Annotated in this window: 12 protein-coding genes; 3 read left to right on the top strand and 9 right to left on the bottom strand. The window is 45.0% G+C overall.

All coding sequences use genetic code 11. The features are described 5' to 3' along the window. Nucleotides 1-26 precede the first annotated feature (26 nt). The 5 genes from AACU28_RS03525 to AACU28_RS03505 all read right to left on the bottom strand — a co-directional run bounded on the left by AACU28_RS03525 (nucleotide 27) and on the right by AACU28_RS03505 (nucleotide 5,409). Nucleotides 27-1,226, bottom strand: coding sequence for a carbohydrate porin (locus AACU28_RS03525; protein ID WP_121602776.1), 1,200 nt, complete (start codon nucleotides 1,224-1,226; stop codon nucleotides 27-29). Between the two features lie 115 nt (nucleotides 1,227-1,341). Next, on the bottom strand, nucleotides 1,342-2,001 hold the full coding sequence (locus tag AACU28_RS03520; protein ID WP_121602359.1) for a DUF3299 domain-containing protein: 660 nt from the start codon (nucleotides 1,999-2,001) through the stop codon (nucleotides 1,342-1,344). Nucleotides 2,002-2,082: 81 nt separating this feature from the next. Beyond that, nucleotides 2,083-3,462 (bottom strand): metal-dependent hydrolase family protein, encoded by a 1,380-nt coding sequence (locus AACU28_RS03515; RefSeq protein WP_050619673.1) that lies wholly within the window; start codon nucleotides 3,460-3,462, stop codon nucleotides 2,083-2,085. 357 nt (nucleotides 3,463-3,819) lie between these two features. Then, entirely contained in the window at nucleotides 3,820-4,800 is a 981-nt protein-coding gene (locus AACU28_RS03510) for a helix-turn-helix domain-containing protein (RefSeq protein ID WP_121602358.1), read from the bottom strand. Between the two features lie 180 nt (nucleotides 4,801-4,980). Beyond that, nucleotides 4,981-5,409, bottom strand: a complete 429-nt coding sequence (locus tag AACU28_RS03505; protein ID WP_102458761.1) for a PACE efflux transporter — start codon at nucleotides 5,407-5,409, stop codon at nucleotides 4,981-4,983. Nucleotides 5,410-5,546: 137 nt separating this feature from the next. Here AACU28_RS03505 and AACU28_RS03500 point away from each other — a divergent pair, with 137 nt between their 5' ends. Both AACU28_RS03500 and AACU28_RS03495 read left to right on the top strand, forming a co-directional pair. Beyond that, nucleotides 5,547-6,449, top strand: coding sequence for a LysR family transcriptional regulator (locus AACU28_RS03500; RefSeq protein ID WP_121602357.1), 903 nt, complete (start codon nucleotides 5,547-5,549; stop codon nucleotides 6,447-6,449). A gap of 419 nt (nucleotides 6,450-6,868) precedes the next feature. Next, entirely contained in the window at nucleotides 6,869-7,213 is a 345-nt protein-coding gene (locus tag AACU28_RS03495; protein WP_009844840.1) for a hypothetical protein, read from the top strand. 128 nt (nucleotides 7,214-7,341) lie between these two features. Here AACU28_RS03495 and thiE read toward each other — a convergent pair whose 3' ends face one another. Then, nucleotides 7,342-7,959 carry a thiamine phosphate synthase gene (thiE, locus tag AACU28_RS03490; protein WP_121602356.1) on the bottom strand — a complete coding sequence of 206 codons (618 nt, stop codon included), beginning with the start codon at nucleotides 7,957-7,959 and terminating at the stop codon, nucleotides 7,342-7,344. 262 nt (nucleotides 7,960-8,221) lie between these two features. On the opposite strand from thiE, the gene AACU28_RS03485 reads away from it, so the two are divergent. Beyond that, nucleotides 8,222-10,165, top strand: a complete 1,944-nt coding sequence (locus tag AACU28_RS03485) for a methyl-accepting chemotaxis protein (protein WP_121602355.1) — start codon at nucleotides 8,222-8,224, stop codon at nucleotides 10,163-10,165. A gap of 135 nt (nucleotides 10,166-10,300) precedes the next feature. Here AACU28_RS03485 and thiM read toward each other — a convergent pair whose 3' ends face one another. The 3 genes from thiM to AACU28_RS03470 are packed head-to-tail and all read right to left on the bottom strand — an operon-like array spanning nucleotide 10,301 to nucleotide 12,760. Beyond that, entirely contained in the window at nucleotides 10,301-11,086 is a 786-nt protein-coding gene (gene thiM / locus AACU28_RS03480; RefSeq protein WP_121602354.1) for a hydroxyethylthiazole kinase, read from the bottom strand. Between the two features lie 28 nt (nucleotides 11,087-11,114). Continuing rightward, nucleotides 11,115-11,795 (bottom strand): thiaminase II, encoded by a 681-nt coding sequence (gene tenA, locus AACU28_RS03475; protein ID WP_102488766.1) that lies wholly within the window; start codon nucleotides 11,793-11,795, stop codon nucleotides 11,115-11,117. Between the two features lie 8 nt (nucleotides 11,796-11,803). Then, the gene (locus AACU28_RS03470; RefSeq protein WP_121602353.1) at nucleotides 11,804-12,760 is read right to left on the bottom strand and encodes an ABC transporter substrate-binding protein; all 957 of its coding nucleotides are present in this window, start codon (nucleotides 12,758-12,760) and stop codon (nucleotides 11,804-11,806) included. Between the last annotated feature and the right edge of the window lie 10 nt (nucleotides 12,761-12,770).

The following is a 12,770-nucleotide window of genomic DNA, read 5'->3' as shown; positions in this document are numbered from 1 at the left end:
GTTTCAGCGATTAACAAACAGAGAAGTTAGATAAAGACTCTCGCTCTAACACCAAACACCCAAGCGCTACTTTCATTGGAGAACGCAGGATCTTTAATGTATTGAATATCAGGTGTCACTTGGATGAAATCGTTGAGTTGCATGTTGTAGTAAATTTCAGCCGTCCATTGCTCTGTATTACCACTTATTGCTTTCGCATCAGATGCAAAAGAATCACCATTCACTTCTGCCCAATTAAGTGCCACGCCTAAATTGTTGGTTGGTTTTCCTAATCCAAAGTAACCCATACCAACAGAAATCGATTTATCGTAAAGGGCAACATCCCCTTCTGAGAAACCACCTCGCACAAACGGCATAACTTGATCAGTCATGAACTGACTCCATGAGAAGTTAACGCCCGAGCCACCTTCCGCAGCAAGGCTATTACTGTGGCGAGTATCGTCACCAAAGTCCCAGAACGTCACATGGAAGTTATCGGTATAAATCAGTTCTTGTGAAGCCGTCCAACCTAATTCAAGTGTTGTAAAGTAAGACGCATCACTACCAAAAGCGCTATCAAAGCCATCAAAAATATCATCTGACTGACCATTTGCATCAGCGATACCACCGACCACATAAAAGTTTTCGCCTAGCATATGACCAACAGAAAGGGCCAATACACCGTCATCAGGTAAGCCCATCGCACCTGAGCCTGTCGAGAATGCCAAGTTAGTAAAGCCAGACCACGGGCTTGCTAGAGCGTAAACATCCGCATAGTTCGTTACATCCTGCCAACCGACGACAATGGTGCCTTTGCCATCATTGATTTTTTGCTTCCAGTTTAAGTCCGTAACACGAAACCCTTGGTCACTGTATGCAGGGCCAATTGCACCAACATAGCCAAGCGGGCCGAATGAATAGTCTTTTGGCGCAGTATCACCATAGGCATGCCTATGTTCCACCTTCCAAACCAGGCTACCTGAGTTCTGTGTGTCCTTACCTAATAGATGCCATGAACCGTATAATCGTGCCACACCCGACGATGCATCAACGCTATCGCCGCCAACCCCATCCCCAGAGGTCAGCCCCAAAGCAAAGTAATCTGCACCAAATGTAAAACCATCTTCAGCTAATGACTCCCTCCAAGATTTCTTGTGTGCTTTCTGCTCTGCAATTGTATTTTCAACAGAATCTGGGCCTTCAAAGTTAGCGCCGTAAACAACGCCGCTCATTGGGCCCGCCGCCATCACAATAGCCATACTTATTTTAGAGAATCTTGAGTTCATCATGTCACCAGTGCTTTTTAAGTTAGTTTTATTTTATTCATTACTCACATTGAAAATTGTCATTTGATGACAACCATTAATTTTCTTTTTCATAATAGTCTTCGATCATCGAAGCTTTCATTTCATAACCCATGGTGAGGTTACTTTTACCATCTACGAGGAAGACCTCTTCAGTCACTTTGTTCGAGCTAAAGTCACCTTCTACCCACACTGGATACTGAACGTTCTGTACCTGAAAGCCTTCAGGGAAAGACACGCGCACAATCTGGTTTGCAGGTGGTGGTGGCATATGGATACACGCACCCGCCACAGGCACTAACAGAAACTCTGTTGCTGTCATTCCCTCAGAGAACTCCAGTGGAACGATGAAACCGGGAACTCGTACTTTCTTGCCATCAAACTCTGTCGTAATAGCTTCGGCGTTTGCTTTCATGGTTTGCATATATTCGTCACGCAGAGCGATCATTTCGTCTGCGTCTACACCCTGCTCTTTTAGCGTTTGTTTAAAAAATAAAACCTGTTGTTGAGCTTGCTCTTCCTCTGATGCACTCATTGCTATCACACCTTGTAATAGACGCATTTGCTGATCGGTGAGATCCGGCATTTCTACTTTCATTTCGTGAGACTCTGAGTTCAGATCTTGCCACTCAAGATTCATCGCAGTTTCAGCAAAAGTAGGAAAAGCAACGGTCGTCAGTGATACCACTGACAGGATAAGAGAAAGCACTTTTTTCATAAGGAATACCTTGAAGAGAGGTGACCTACCCAAATAGGTCACCCATTAAAGCTTAATTTCTAACTGAGTTGTCGAACTGAACTACAGCGTGTTTTTGTAGACTTTGCCGTCTTTCATGATGACTTTAATGGTGTCGATTTCAGGGCTGCGCGGCTCTGCATCAAACCATTTTTCGTTTGCCCCAATCACTGACAAGTCTTCAAGTGGGTTGCCTTCAACAATAATGATATCGGCGTATGCGCCCGCTTCAATCACGCCTAACTTACCCTCTGGGTATGGGTCCATCACGCCAGATAACTTAACGATCTCACCGTTTACCGATGTCATCCCTTTCAAAGTGAAGAAGTTGCCTAACTCTTTACCTGCAAGGAAGATCGTGTGGTCGGTTTGTTTGATACAAGAAACCACGTCACCGACACAATCTGTGTGGAAACCCCATTTCGGTTGGTACTTGTTTACATTCGAGATGTAGTCTTTGAATGCTTTGGTTGCCGACTCCGCTTTACGCTTAGAGGCAGGGTTCGAGTTGATCGCTTCGATCTGCGTCAGGTAAGGTGAAAACGCGGTCATGTTAGTTGTGATATAGGCGTCTTTATCTTCCATCTTGTCGGCAATATCGCCATCGAACATGAAACCGTGCTCGATCGTTTTAACACCCGCATCCAAGTTACGCATGATCGCTTTTTTGCTGTAAGCGTGAGACATCACGTAAGAGCCATACGCATCAGCAATTTCAACGGCGGCTTCAATTTCTTCCGCAGACATCGCATTCAGCTGCCAAGGGTCAAATGATGATGCAACACCACCTGATGACATGATCTTAATTTGCGTATTGCCTTGCTTGAAGTTTTGGCGAGCAGCCGCTTTGATTTCGGTAATACCGTCGGCATTAAAGCTCACGCTATTTCGCGCCATACTGGTCGATGATCCAAAGAAGTGTTGGTTAGCCGTGGTTAGGTTACTGAAATCGGCGTGTGAACCAGTCGGGCCTATAAACGCGCCAGATGTGTAAAGTCGTGGCCCCGGCAACATGCCAGAATCGATTGTTTTACGTAAGCCAGTATTCAAGCCACCAGCATCACGCCACGTGGTGAAACCTGATTGAAACGCGGCGTTCGCGTTCACTGTTGCTCGAGCAGCCAGTTCTTCAATCGTACGGTTGTTTTCGTGGTCACTTAGATTACCGCCATTCAGCAACAAGTGACCATGGCCTTCGATTAAACCCGGCATTAGCGTTTTGCCTTCGCCGTCAATCACTACAGCATCACCAGCCTCTATCGGGCTCGCAGAGATTTGTTTGATAAGATTATCTTCGACTAATACATGATGGTCTTCGTACAATTTGTTTTCAGTACCATTGAATACATCGACGTTAGTAAATAGCGTTGATGCGGCATTTGCAGAAAGAGCAAATGAACACGAAAGAGCAACAACAGAGAGCTTTAAGCCTGCATTTTTCATTTATACACCTTGATTCCGTTTATGAGTGGAGTCCACTTCCCATAACGATTCCGTAACTACTAATGAGTGTCATGAGGTTTCAAAGGTGTTTTTGTCAGCCGCGATAATCACAAAAATCTAATCAAAATTCCGGGAAAAAATCGAGGCAAAAACAACTCATCAACATTCAATAACTTAGTAGTGATACTGCCAGTGTTCAAGGTTGATAAATGGCCATTTGGTGACAATAAATAATTATGCGTTCAGGCTCCGGTTTCTGCTTAATAGCTGGAGTTTTTACTTATTGGCTAGAGTTTCGCTGCGGAGCTATTATTGCCGAAGCTCTTACTGGTAGCTTGGTACTGTTGCTTACCGACGTTAGCTGTGCTCTTTTCGGTACTGTCTTGGCGTCATGTTCATCTGTCGTTTGAAGGCACGGGTAAAGTGGGAAGAATCGGAATAGCCCATTTTCGCACCTACTTGCGTGACCGATAAATCGGACTGCTTAAGCAATTCTAAAACCTGCTCAAGAACCATCTCTTCAATCAAGGTTTTGTAGACCACCCCTTCACTTTCCAACCGGCGCTGGATCGTTCTGACATGAATATTCAGAATCTCAGAAGCTAAGCTAATTGGGAGTTTCCCCATCGTGAGATAAGGTTTAATAACAAGCTTAAAAGCGCTCAGGAATGAGCTAGGTAAAGGCTTAGTGAGATCTGATACTTGAGCAATTTTGGGTAAAACAATCGGTGCAAGCATGATCTCTTCTGGAATTTCAAAGGCAGTGACCGGTCTATGCGTATAAAACTGAGCACTGCCCATTTGTGGTAGAGATTGAAAGCATTCGAGATCGCCATTCTGAATTCCAACCTCAGACGGCTTCCAACGACCTTGCGTTAATACTGAAAGTAGCTCGTTGATGAAAATAACGGAGAACAGCTCAGCGAACTTAAACCAAGGCGCGTTAGTAAACGGCTTCTCGCGAACCAACCACCACTTGCCTCCGGATTGCTTGGTATAGACATTCGCACCATTGGATACGAGCTTCAACTGCTCACCAAATTGGTCTAGCGCGTTTTTCAATGAATCCTGCTGGTTTAGCTTAGCCACAAACCTTGGTACATAGGTTTGCTTGCAAAAACTCCACATAAACAGCGAAAACTCTTCTCTAGACGCAGATTCCCCCATAATCTTGACCACGTTTTTAACCGTTGTCTCAGGGAGGTAATCGTAATGGTCATTACTGGTGAGAATATCATTAGGGATTTGGGCACTGCGAAGTAAGGTGTAGATTTCACCATCAATATGTTTGAACAGTTCCGCGAACAATTCGACTTCTTTCTTATCGACAACTGTCATTATCTGAGGGGTATTTGGCATCCTTTCCCTTATCTATTCGTTCACGAACTCAAATTATCACCTTTTTTAAGATAGCAGAACAAACGCCGCGTTACCTAGACCTACTAACCGGATGTCTCCGTCAAAATAACGAATAAACAAACGGTTAGTAGCCAAACTCGTGTTTACTGACTTGGTAGATTACTGAACGGCTAAGCCCGCTCTGCGTACCCAGAATGCTCGTATATGATCATAAATCAGATTAAACACAAACGCGTAAATGGTAATAAAAATGGTCACGCCGATATCCATTAAAAATGCCTGCCAAATCCCCACATCAAGTAAGTAAGCCATCACTGGGATCGTCGCCACCAGCAAGCCTGCCTCAAATAGCACAACATGAAAAACACGTAACTTGAGTGAACGCTTTGATTTTTCACCCGTGAAGTAGCGATCAAAAATGCGGTTGAAACAGTAGTTCCAAATCATCGCGATGGTCGCAACAACTATCATGGTTCCTGATAAGGCATTCACATCATGATCGGTAAATATCGCTAAGCCTATAATTGATAGTGTGACGGCCAATACTTCAAATAACACAGAGTGAAACACTCTTTCTAACGTACTCATACATTCCTCTAAATAATCTATTACGTGTTGGATTGGTCGAGATTATGTCACCTGAAATAATAAGAGAAAGTTAACAGCCATCACGAATAGTGATAGCCTAGGAGTTATTACCCCTTTGGTATTGAGCGAGAGATAACATGTACAGTTTTGAGCAATTAAAAGTCTTCGTCACTGTGTGTGAAAGTGGCTCTTTCTCTGCCGCCGCTCGCAAACTGAAACGCGCTCAGTCTGGAGTCAGCCAGTCGATCGCCAACCTAGAAATTGCCATCGACCAAGAGCTATTTAACCGAGAGAAAAACATCCCCGTTTTGACCAACACAGGTAAAGCGTTATTACCTGTCGTTAAGTCGATTCTCGACCAACAAAAGTACTTCGACCAAAAAGTAGAATCGCTCACACAAGAAGATGAGCACGAACTGATCATTGCGGTTGATGAAAGCATCATAGATAAGAATTTCATTAAGATAATCAGCTCACTGGCCGATCAGTTCCCAATCACGCACTTCGATATTATTACGGCCTCAACCTTCGATGTGGAAGACCTCGTAAGACGCGGCAAAGCGCAGATTGGCATCATCTATGCGGATGGTGAACTTAAAGTGGATATGGACTTCTTCTTACTGGGCCAAGCCCGCTTTCTTACAGTTAGCTCCGCCACTCACGAACTCAGCCAAATGTCGGTAGTACAAGACTCAGATCTAAAGCGTTACCGCCAATGTGTGCATCGCAGTTCAAAGCAGCGCGAACTGTGGTTCACCTACGGTATTAGCTCGATGCTTTGGTATGCCAACAACCACAAAACGATCATCGATCTCGTTGAACAGAACGTTGGCTGGGCAAATGTGCCTGAAATGATGGTGATGGAAGGCATTCAGAAAGGCGATCTCGTAGCACTGCCAGTGGCACACGAGCATGGTGGTTGGATTACTCCAGTGGGTTGCTTAGTGTCTCGCAGCCATATCAATGGCCCAGTGTTAACAAGTTTACTTGAAAAACTAAAAGGCCACTCATTAGAGAACAATCAATGGCAAGCTAACTAATCTCCCCCAATTCTTGAGTTCAGCCTATTTTAGCAACTGAATCCTAAGTCAATGACGGTGGTGTTTTCTCCAGCACTACCTCATTTCCGCTTGTCGTGCCGATAAATATCTTTGTCGTCTGGATAAAACACCTTAGTTGATGTCCAAAAGTGACCTAACTACACTGCGATCCCAACCGGGTGTGTCTTTTCAAACGAATTTAGACAGACCCAAATCGCTCTTTAACACCACTGACCCAACTTCAAATCTCCTAGATAAGCGCTCAGCCTTGCAGTTGCTTATGCCGGTTTCAAATAGATCACTTTTTGAATATTAATTCGCACCCAGTTTATGAGCGCTCTTTGAGTGCTTTTTTATATCTAAATGAACCTGTTGGAAAATTTGTCGTGAACGTTTTAAGAAATATTTGCCCTGAGAAAATGGGTAAAGAGCGTAACAAACGAGAGTATGATTTACGCGTACTTAATTGTGTCAGTGAAAGCGAATATGAATCGCGTATGGCAGTTTGGAATAGCTTAACTTTAGTTGCTACTCCGTCTGTTTCAGAAACAAAAGGTTTCATCGATGAGGCTTTCAACAAACTTCAGCAAGACTTGAAAGAAGCGAGCCGCGAGTTATCGATAAACTACACAGACTTCATTGCAATGGCGCATGAAGAGCTCAACTATATTAAGGTGTTTGTTGCTGATAAGACCGCACAATACGGTTGGTATGCCGCGATCGTTCTTATGATCATCGGTACTGTTGCTTTATGCGCTCAGTAAACCAAACTGTGTATTAAATAAATTGTCTTAAAAGCTCAAGCGATAGGCCAATTTAGCCTTTCTATTAGCCTGTTCTTTAACTAGAAAACAAATGGTTAACCTCATTTGTTTTCTAGTCTATAACCCCTTCACTCTCCCATCAGAGACAACAGATCCCGCGTCGCTTGTTTTGGATCTTCAGCGTGACATATCGCAGACACCAAAGCCAACCCATGAATACCTGTCTTGACCAACTGCGGAATGTTCGACTCGTTAATTCCACCGATACCCACAATCGGCAACTTCGTTGTTTCCAAAGCCATTTGAATGCCTTCATAACCCCAATGTTTCTTTAGATTCGTCTTGGTCGGTGTGGCAAAAAGCGCACTGAGGCCAATGTAATCGATCGGCAAGCTATCGGCATCTTGTAGCTGCTGCTCAGTTTCAATCGATAGCCCAAGAATCTTATCCGGACCAATCAACTGACGTGCTAACTCTGCAGGCATATCCGATTGCCCTAAGTGCAAACCATCGGCGTCGACAGCCAATGCAACGTCTACCCGGTCATTGATGATCAGCGGTACACCAGAACCTGCCAAAATCGACTTTACGGCTTGTGCTCGTTCAATGAAGGCTCTTACATCCCCATGTTTCTCTCTCACTTGAACCATAGTGACGCCACCCGCGACCGCTTGTTCAACCACAAACTTAAGCGTTTCTAAATCTTGTTGGTCATCCGTTACTAAATAGAGCTTATAAGGGTTCATATCGTACCTTTGGAGTCGATGTCTAAAATTGGCGTTGTACTATTTTACCGACAAATCGCATCATGTGCATGGAAGTTAATACTAAATTAGCTCAATTACACACGCGCCATCGAATACGCAACTCGTTGAAAGTATGCCGAAAAACCTGAATATTTTAACTAAAGCGTTACTTATTACACAAAGTATTCACTTCAAGCATGCCCAGAACGCTGTTTTATGAAATACTCCAAGGTGAAGGAATCAGGTAAATATAGGGATAGTTATGCGCCACCTTTCTATAGCGCTCAAGATCAAGCTGGGTTATGCCATCTGCTTGCTCTTTTTCGTCATTTCAGGCTTTGTGAGTTACAAAGGTATCCAAACCTTGTCGAACGGCTTTAGCCAATACAGTGAACTCAGCCAAAAAGCGACATTATCAAGCAACATTCAAGTGCACTTTCTTCAGATGCGTTTAGCCTCTGAACGTTACTTAGAGTCATTGGATGAACAGTACGAAACGAATTATCAATCAAGCAAACTTGCGATTGATGAACTGCTCAACAACTTAATCCAATCCACCACCAAAACCGATAGCCTAGCTAGCCTGCAATTAGTGCAAGACAGTGTGGCGGCGTTTGATGTGGCTTATGGTTCAATGAAACAGAGTGAGCTTCTCATTGACCAACTGGTCAACGTTGAGATGGTCCAACGAGAAACCAACGCACTGAAAGCGGCTCAGAGTTTGTTGTATGAGTCTTACAATAACAATGATCCAAACGCGAGCTTATACGCGGGCATGTTGATGGAGAATTTCCTCGCAGCCAAGATCACCGTACTCAGTTATTCAAACAACAATGACCTTAAAACCTATGAAGCGGGTAAAGATATCTTTGAATACGCGCTACCAGGTATTGAAGGCGACATTGAATCTCTCAAATCATCGCCTTATCAAAGTGAGCTGATTGAAGACTTCTCGAATCAGCGCGAAGCGTATGCAAAAGGCTTTGAGCAAGTTCATCAACAAATGATCGAGAACACGCAAAGAACTGCGACTCTTGCCTCTATTGGTGACAGCTTAGCAATTGCGGTCGCGGATGCTCAAAGTATTCTAGAGCAACAAAAGCAAGCACTCACGCCGGTACTGCAAGCCAGTGAAAAACGTTCAGTTCAAATCATCTTCTTGCTAACGGGTGTGGCTTTGGTGATTGGCATGACGAGCGCTGTGTTGGTGACTCGCTCTATTACCAAAGGCATCGCACAGGTTAAACAGATCACCAATGAGCTTTCTCAGGGCAACCTGAATGTTGAAGTGAACATTGAGAGCAAAAATGAGATTGGCGAACTGCTGACTAATATGGAGATCACCATTGAATCTCTGCGCGATATTGTTGGCCAAGTGAACCGCTCTAGTGTGCGTATTGGTGAGATGTCGGAGTCGCTGAATCAAGTGACCAATAACAGCTCGACCAACGCGACACAGTTGAACAATGAGATGATCAATATCTCTTCTGCCGTTGATCAATTGGCTTCCAGTACATCAGAAATTGCTGCAAGCGCTAACCACGCGTCTCAAGTTGCAAACCAAGCAACCGAGAATGTGGCGATGGGACTCAAAGAAGTAGACAAAACACTGCATGAGATTGGCAGTGCCGATGAAAGCATGCAGGTCAGTAGCCAGAAAGTGACGGACCTACATAAAGAGTCGATGAACATTGGTGCCATTCTTGAAGTAATTAAAGGCGTTTCTGAGCAAACTAACCTGTTGGCATTGAATGCGGCTATTGAAGCTGCACGTGCGGGTGAGCAAGGTCGCGGATTTGCCGTGGTAGCCGATGAAGTGAGAACTCTAGCTAAGCGTACTCAAGATTCAGCTAGCCAAATTGATGAGCTCATCACCTCGTTACAACGTGGCGCTAAAGATGCGTTAGAGTCGATAAAAGAGAGCCACAGCACGGTTTCAGATGCTTCCACTCAGGCACAACAAGCCTCTCAGAACCTGCATGTGATTAACCAACACATCCAAGATTTGAATCAAGCCAACAGCCAGATCGCAGTATCTGTTGACGAACAGGATTGCTTGACCAAGTCGTTGGGTGAAAACGCGCAAGGTGCCAATACCATCGCGCAGAGCAACCAAGAATCAGTCAGCAGTATTTCTGGCGCAGCGAGCGACTTAACTGAGGTTGCTCACCACCTAGAAAGCCAAGTAAATCGATTTAGAACCTAGCTGACTTTAAGCCTCTGTTATTTCGAGCCTCGTTTATTGAAAATATGGCGAACACGGTTTATATAATAAGAAAGCCCCCAGCACATTCGTGTTGGGGGCTTTTTAGTGAGCTAAATACTTATAGCCAGATTGAGGCTACTGAATCTTTAAACGTTGAATCAGTGTTTCTTCATCTAGTTGATACAGCTCATCGAGTAAGTTCATCTGCAAACTACCCGGGCCACGTGAATTCTCAGCAGCAATTTCGCCTACCACGCCCAATACCGCCGCAGCAGCCAAGCCACTGTCATCCCCGACTGCAGCGAAAGCACCCGTTAATGCAGTAAGAGTACAACCCATGCCAGTCACATACGGCATCATTGGGTGCCCGTTGTTTAACATCACAACACTGTCTTTGGTGACAACGTAATCTGTCTCACCAGAAATAACCACATTCGCACCGTATTCAGCCACTAAGCATTGCGCTGCGCCTAATGCAGCATCACTGCTATCTAGCGCATCAACGCCTTTGCTCTGTGCTTGCTCACCCGCGAGAGCAATGATCTCAGATGCGTTACCACGAATGATTAACTTATCCGCTAAACGTGCAATTTCACGAGAGGTCTCAGTACGCAGCGTACTTGCGCCACAACCCACAGGATCAAGAACCACAACCTTGCAGTTTGCATTCGCTTGTTCAACGGCGAAGCGCATTCTTGGCGTCCACACACTGTCGAGCGTACCGATGTTAATCACAAGCGCGCCAGAGAAAGACATCATCTCTGCCAACTCTTGCTGTGAGTGCGCCATGATAGGCGAAGCGCCAATCGCCAATAACGCATTGGCCGTGTTGTTCATCACGACGTAGTTGGTGATGTTCACAACCAGTGGCTTTTGCGCTCGTAATGCGCGCAACGATTGGATGATTTGTTCAGTTAGCATGGATAAATCCTTATTCATAAAAGTCGCTTTAAGCCGCGGTTGAGTCATTAAGTGCATTCAGACCTTGCTGCCAAAAAGCCACTTCCATACGCGTTGCGGTTTTAAAGATATGAACGATGTTCTGGCCGCGCTCGCTGTTGATATCAATTTCAGCAAGCAGTTGATTGAAGTATTCTGCGCCCGTTGCTACGCCCGACTGGAACTCTTCTCCGCCGTAAAGCTGTAACCAGCTTGCGTATGGGTTGCCTTTTAATACAGTATCGCTGCTTTCTAGAAGCGCTTTACCGATCACTGCGTAACCAATTGAACACGGAGCCAGTGCCGCATAAAGATCGACAAGATCACCCGTCATACCCGCGTCTAGAACGTAGCGCGTGTAAGCAACAGTGCCGAAATCTTCAGGCTCGTTTTCCAAATCAGATTCGGTTAAACCCCACTGACCACAGTAAGTCACATGGTGAGAGATTTCAGAATCGAGCAGGGCATGAACACTTGGCAGTGCACGACGCATATCAGCCAGTGTTTTCGCCTTGTAGATCGCCAATGCATAAGCGCGGGCATACTGCTTCAAGAACAGAAAATCTTGTTTCAGATAATGCAGAAAACAGGGCTGAGCTAGCGTGCCGTTTGCCAGCGTTTTAACAAAATCATGTTCGGTGTAGTCTTGCCAATCTTGTTGACAGGCTTGGATTAAGTCTTGGTATTTCATGAGATTCCTTAATCAAAAGTCGGTACGTAATCAGCGGCTTTTGGTAGTGATTTGATAATGCCTTTGTCGAACATGAACTGCGCGTAATCATCGTAACGCTTTAGGTCAACTGCAGAAGGGCGAAGTGCAAAACGAGTCAGCGTGTCATTCCATGCGCGTTGGTTAAGCTCGTTATTCAACGTATCTGGTGAGTACGCAACAAACTCGCCCCATGACTCTTGTGGGTGGTTCACAATGTAAGTTGTTGCTTGTTCCAATGCTTTGTTAAACGCTTTGATCGCTTCATCGTCGTGCTGCTTTGCGTTCGCCACAAAGATAAGCTCATCGTAAGCAGGAACACCGTGCTCTTCTGGGAAGAATGCCTTCGCTTTAAAGCCTTCAAGGGCTAGCTGGTTAGTTTCGAAATTACGTAAGCCACCCCAGATTGCATCTACCTTGCCCGATGCTAATGAAGACGACAGTGCCCAACCAACATTGATGGTTTGTACGTCTGAAAACGCAACATTTTCTTGAGCTAGCATGGTGCCGATGGTCGCTTCTTCGTTTCCTGCAATCGCAATACCGATCTTCTTACCCTTCAGATCCGCTAGCGAATCGTTCTTGCCGTTATCCAATACCATTAGCGTGTTCAGTGGCGTCGCGATAAGGGTTGATGCACGAACTAAAGGAAGACCCGCTGCCACATCCATGGTTAAACTTGGTTGGTAAGTGACCGCTAAATCAACCTTACCTGCTGCGACAAGTTTCGCTGGCGTGCTTGGGTCTGCTGGTTCTTGGATTTCAACCTCTAAGCCTTGGTCAGCAAAGTAACCACGCTCTTGAGCAATCACAATCGGGCCGTGGTTCGGGTTTACAAACCAATCCAACATCAATGTCAGTTTCTTTTGTTCAGAGTCCGCTAGAGCATGACCTGAAACTAACGAAGCAAGCAGTGCCACTGCACCTATCAATTTTGTATTTTTCACGGTTAACCTT

Source organism: Vibrio sp. SBT000027 (assembly GCF_963894355.1).
GTDB classification, from domain to species: domain Bacteria; phylum Pseudomonadota; class Gammaproteobacteria; order Enterobacterales; family Vibrionaceae; genus Vibrio; species Vibrio splendidus.
The sequence above is the reverse complement of the archived record's forward strand: the minus strand, read 5'-3'. Positions and strand labels throughout refer to the sequence as shown.

Excerpts from the sequence above, each read along its gene's own strand:
- AACU28_RS03525 (WP_121602776.1), bottom strand. The coding sequence starts at position 1,226 with ATGGCGGCGGGCCCAATGAGCGGCGTTGTTTACGGCGCTAACTTTGAA.
- AACU28_RS03520 (WP_121602359.1), bottom strand. The coding sequence starts at position 2,001 with ATGAAAAAAGTGCTTTCTCTTATCCTGTCAGTGGTATCACTGACGACC.
- AACU28_RS03515 (WP_050619673.1), bottom strand. The coding sequence starts at position 3,462 with ATGAAAAATGCAGGCTTAAAGCTCTCTGTTGTTGCTCTTTCGTGTTCA.
- AACU28_RS03510 (WP_121602358.1), bottom strand. The coding sequence starts at position 4,800 with ATGACAGTTGTCGATAAGAAAGAAGTCGAATTGTTCGCGGAACTGTTC.
- AACU28_RS03505 (WP_102458761.1), bottom strand. The coding sequence starts at position 5,409 with ATGAGTACGTTAGAAAGAGTGTTTCACTCTGTGTTATTTGAAGTATTG.
- AACU28_RS03500 (WP_121602357.1), top strand. The coding sequence starts at position 5,547 with ATGTACAGTTTTGAGCAATTAAAAGTCTTCGTCACTGTGTGTGAAAGT.
- AACU28_RS03495 (WP_009844840.1), top strand. The coding sequence starts at position 6,869 with ATGGGTAAAGAGCGTAACAAACGAGAGTATGATTTACGCGTACTTAAT.
- thiE (WP_121602356.1), bottom strand. The coding sequence starts at position 7,959 with ATGAACCCTTATAAGCTCTATTTAGTAACGGATGACCAACAAGATTTA.
- AACU28_RS03485 (WP_121602355.1), top strand. The coding sequence starts at position 8,222 with ATGCGCCACCTTTCTATAGCGCTCAAGATCAAGCTGGGTTATGCCATC.
- thiM (WP_121602354.1), bottom strand. The coding sequence starts at position 11,086 with ATGCTAACTGAACAAATCATCCAATCGTTGCGCGCATTACGAGCGCAA.
- tenA (WP_102488766.1), bottom strand. The coding sequence starts at position 11,795 with ATGAAATACCAAGACTTAATCCAAGCCTGTCAACAAGATTGGCAAGAC.